A 3,888-nucleotide genomic window follows, 5' to 3' on the forward strand; every position below is an offset into this window, starting at 1 on the left:
GTGTGGTCCACGGTCTGCGGAGTGGCGTAGCGAAGTCATGAGATGAAGAGCCAGATGCGTTTGACGCGCACGTCTGGATCTGTGGGGGGCCTGGGTGGGCGACTACCCAGGTCTACCCGGCCCAAGTAGCTCCGGGAAGGGATGCTGGAAGGGGGCCCGCTGGGGAGCTACCTGCTCCTGGTCGATTACACGTCGCGGCTGTTACGTGAGGGTAAGGCGACGGTGGCCCGCGAGGTGTTGGAGATCCTCGATCGGTTGGGCTCGAGCGCGGAGACCTGGCAAGCCCGGCTCGAGAGCTTGAGGAAGGGCCGGTTGCTCGGGCGATTCCTGGCATCGAGCCGGTCGCGTCTCGAGGATGTCGCGGCTCATTTGGGCTTGGGTCGTGTGGCGAATCTCAACGGCTGCCCTGCCATCTGAGGGCTTGGCCGAGGCCGAGCGCGACCCGTCTCATCGTCGGTGCGGCCTTGTCATGCGGGGCCGGTCATGGGATCGCTGGATTCTCGGCGAAGGCGTCGCGTCGTTAAGGGCATCGGGCCTCCGATCGTCAGTGCCTATGACTGGAGTTAAACTCCACTCAGGAGGTTCGTAAATCCCCCCGGCTGGCTCCGGGGTTTTCGCTGGTAGGCCTTTTGATTTGCATGTTCTTTGGATTTGTGTCACCTCTGAACCGGGAGTCGAGCCCGTGCAACAACACGCCGCACACGTCCCCATGTCAGGGCATCAGTTAGATTCGTTCAAAATTTGCATTCTTGAATCATCAACGTTTTTGGTTGAGCCGTCTTGGAGAATGGCGTTGGACGTCCGGCCCCCGCCATATCATACCACGTAAACAACTTGTGAACCGTCCAGAATTCTCAGTCGAGCGGCCTCGTAGCCTCTGCCATTCCTCCTGACATGGGCTTCTACGGCGCGAACCTGAGCGGCCAAGTCGGTCACGCTGGGCCTTGGTTGTGGACCACCGATGCCCGTTCCGGCCGTCGCCGGAGGAGTGACCGCAGCATATTGGCCCAACTGACCCTCTAACTCTCGAATCCGTGCATCTTTGGTGGCGAGCTTGCCACTCAAGACGGGCAGCTTCCCAAGTTCCTCTTTGTAGTACCAAGTTAGAAACGACCATGCCAAACCAACGCCGGTGATGAAGCCGGTGGCGAGGAGCACGAACCCCGTTGTGCCGGTGTCGAGCACCTGCTTCACGAGCGTTTCCATCCAGAAATCTCCTTTGTATTTAAGGACGAAGGGGAGGAAGACCGCACCCAGGGTTCGTGCATAGAGCCCCGACGCCCACGGCCCGGCCGCAATGCTCACAGAATCTTCTTCGCCGCCACACGAGGTTGTCGCACACATCTTGGGCGACCTGCTGCGTGCCTTGGGTCGTGGTGTTCGGGCACGTCGAGACTTTGCCCGCTGTCACCGTGGGCCCCCCGCAATCTCGACAGAATGCGGAGCCCGCGTTGACGTTCCTACCGGTCGCCATGCTCGGTTTGCTCCAACGATTAGGATGAAAAGCCCGGGCGTCTCGGATGACGCCGGGGCACGGCACGGACTCAGGCGATATCAGCGGCAGTGATGTACTTTTCCGAGAAGGCTTGAGCTACCGCGTCATAAGCGGCGTCGCGGGCTTCCGCAGATTCGAAAGCGAACCCGTTCTTGGTCCGAATCCCCCCCCGTGCCTCGATTGCCTGTGCGACCGCATCGGGGTCAATGGGGTCAGTCGAGCGGATGGACATCTGGATGAAGTGCTTGAATTGCTCCACTGTCTTAGCCTCCTCCCGTGCGTTTTTGCCGTTGGGACCGTATCCATGAGCATCGATGTACGCGGCCACGGACCCGTATCGCGTCATGGTCACATAACCCTCGGCCCATTTGTCGTGACCGGGGGCGAAGAAGGACCCGAGGCCGACCTCCTTGCCACAGCCGCACCAGCATTCGCCGGTCGGCAATAGTTTCCGCTCGGCCATAGCCCCTCTTTACAGCACACAAAACCGTTAAATCTTGTCCCCTAAGGTTCCTTCCTTGGATAGCCTTCTTGGATTTAATCCTAGAAAGCACTCCTTGGAAGTCAAGCCTCGCTCCTCGCCCACCTTTGCCGGAGATAGTCCCCTATCTCAGGCGAACCGGATGGTAGAACATCCACGCACTCAAAGGCCGGACGAAGAAGGCAAATGGACCGAGCCATCTGGCACGAGCGGATTCTCCGGATTCTCGAGGATTCACCGAGCACAGCCGTTCGACGAGAGATGGCGAACCTGCTCATGCTCTCGGGCCTGGAGTGGGAGCACGGCGGCCCAGAGCACAGGGAGTTCCTCGACCGACTTCGTGAGGGGACCTAGGGGTCAGACCTAGTTTCTAGTTTTTTCGCTTGCCCTGGCGGCGTGAAGATGCTTCCATAGCGGATATGCCACGACGACTGCGACTCCAGTACCCCGACGCGATCTATCACGTGATGGCCCGCGGCAACGGCCAGCAAGACATCGTCACGGATGACGAGGACCGCTGCCGCTTGCAGGATCACCTCCGGTTGGCCGCCGCCCGTTGCTCCTGGCGGGTCTATGCCTTCGTCCTCATGACGAACCACCTCCACGTCGTCCTCAAGACTCCCGAGCCTAACCTGGCCAGAGGAATGCAAGGATTCCTCTCCGCCTACGCCAACGCCTGGACGCGACGCCATCGCTTCGGGGACCTATGGGTCAGACCTAGTTTCTAGTTTTTTCGCTTGCCCTGGCGGCGTGAAGATGCTTCCATAGCGGATATGCCACGACGACTGCGACTCCAGTACCCCGACGCGATCTATCACGTGATGGCCCGCGGCAACGGCCAGCAAGACATCGTCACGGATGACGAGGACCGCTGCCGCTTGCAGGATCACCTCCGGTTGGCCGCCGCCCGTTGCTCCTGGCGGGTCTATGCCTTCGTCCTCATGACCAACCACCTCCACGTCGTCCTCAAGACTCCCGAGCCTAACCTGGCCAGAGGAATGCAAGGATTCCTCTCCGCCTACGCCAACGCCTGGACGCGACGCCATCGCTTTGCCGGGCACGTCTTCCAGGGGCGGTATCGCACCGAGTTGGTCGAGGACGAGTCCTACCTCTGGACGGTGACCCGCTACGTCCACCTCAACCCGGTCCGCGCCCGGATGGTGGAGCACCCCGCCGACTGGGCCTGGTCGAGCTATGCCGGATACGCGGATCGGCGACGGCGGACGGAGTGGTTGGCCTACGACGAGTTGCTCGCCTCGTGGGGCGGTGACTTCGGCGGACCGGACCCGGCCGCATCGTATCGCCGGTTCGTGTCCGCGGGGCTGAGAGAGCCGCCGGAATCGCCCTGGAAGGTGGCACACCAGGGCTGGATCCTGGGGAGCCGAGCGTTCGCCGATCGAGTCGGGGTGATGGTCCGGGACGAGGGGTCGAGCGAACTGAGGCGTGAAACGCGACTGGTGCGTGGGCACTCGCTGGAGAGAGTCTGCGAGGTGGTGTGTGCGATCTACGGGATCGAGGCATCGGAGTTGGGTCGCCGGGGGAGTCGGCACCCGGCGCGGGCGGCGGTGGCGTATCTGGCGCGACGACGGACGGTGGCCACGAACTCGGAACTAATGCGGGTGCTGGGCCTGTCGCGGCCCGAGAGCGTGCCGAACCTCACCCGACGCTACGCGTCGTTCTTGTCGTCCGACGCCGAAGTCCGCCTGGATTATCAACGGATGGAGGACGAACTGGACAGGCCATCGAACGTCGCCACGCCATCACAAAAAACTAGAAACTAGGTCTGACACCAAGTGTGACGCCATCACGACGCTACGCGTCGTTCTTGTCGTCCGACGCCGAAGTCCGCCTGGATTATCAACGGATGGAGGACGAACTGGACAGGCCATCGAACGTCGCCACGCCATCACAA

The 3,888-nt window shown here is 61.7% G+C and carries 6 protein-coding genes; 4 read left to right on the forward strand and 2 right to left on the reverse strand.

The features are described 5' to 3' along the window. Window positions 1–141: 141 nt before the first annotated feature. Window positions 142–417 carry a hypothetical protein gene (locus tag ACYOEI_RS40840; RefSeq protein WP_462856435.1) on the forward strand — a complete coding sequence of 92 codons (276 nt, stop codon included), beginning with the start codon at window positions 142–144 and terminating at the stop codon, window positions 415–417. A 399-nt stretch (window positions 418–816) separates the two neighbouring features. Here the strand turns inward: ACYOEI_RS40840 and ACYOEI_RS40845 are convergent, their stop codons facing one another. Next, window positions 817–1,206 (reverse strand): hypothetical protein, encoded by a 390-nt coding sequence (locus ACYOEI_RS40845; protein WP_462856436.1) that lies wholly within the window; start codon window positions 1,204–1,206, stop codon window positions 817–819. A 338-nt stretch (window positions 1,207–1,544) separates the two neighbouring features. Next, window positions 1,545–1,958, reverse strand: a complete 414-nt coding sequence (locus ACYOEI_RS40850) for a hypothetical protein (RefSeq protein WP_462856437.1) — start codon at window positions 1,956–1,958, stop codon at window positions 1,545–1,547. A gap of 204 nt (window positions 1,959–2,162) precedes the next feature. Between ACYOEI_RS40850 and ACYOEI_RS40855 the strand changes: the two genes are divergently transcribed. From ACYOEI_RS40855 to ACYOEI_RS40865, 3 genes are all read left to right on the forward strand, one after another. Then, entirely contained in the window at window positions 2,163–2,330 is a 168-nt protein-coding gene (locus ACYOEI_RS40855) for a hypothetical protein (RefSeq protein WP_462856438.1), read from the forward strand. 65 nt (window positions 2,331–2,395) lie between these two features. Further along, window positions 2,396–2,704, forward strand: coding sequence for a transposase (locus tag ACYOEI_RS40860; protein ID WP_462856439.1), 309 nt, complete (start codon window positions 2,396–2,398; stop codon window positions 2,702–2,704). 45 nt (window positions 2,705–2,749) lie between these two features. Then, on the forward strand, window positions 2,750–3,757 hold the full coding sequence (locus ACYOEI_RS40865; protein ID WP_462856440.1) for a transposase: 1,008 nt from the start codon (window positions 2,750–2,752) through the stop codon (window positions 3,755–3,757). The last annotated feature ends 131 nt before the right edge of the window (window positions 3,758–3,888 follow it).

It is taken from the genome of Singulisphaera rosea (assembly GCF_054877945.1).

Coding starts and splice junctions, on each gene's coding strand:
- ACYOEI_RS40840 (WP_462856435.1), top strand. CDS start 142: ATGCTGGAAGGGGGCCCGCTGGGGAGCTACCTGCTCCTGGTCGATTAC.
- ACYOEI_RS40845 (WP_462856436.1), bottom strand. CDS start 1,206: ATGGAAACGCTCGTGAAGCAGGTGCTCGACACCGGCACAACGGGGTTC.
- ACYOEI_RS40850 (WP_462856437.1), bottom strand. CDS start 1,958: ATGGCCGAGCGGAAACTATTGCCGACCGGCGAATGCTGGTGCGGCTGT.
- ACYOEI_RS40855 (WP_462856438.1), top strand. CDS start 2,163: ATGGACCGAGCCATCTGGCACGAGCGGATTCTCCGGATTCTCGAGGAT.
- ACYOEI_RS40860 (WP_462856439.1), top strand. CDS start 2,396: ATGCCACGACGACTGCGACTCCAGTACCCCGACGCGATCTATCACGTG.
- ACYOEI_RS40865 (WP_462856440.1), top strand. CDS start 2,750: ATGCCACGACGACTGCGACTCCAGTACCCCGACGCGATCTATCACGTG.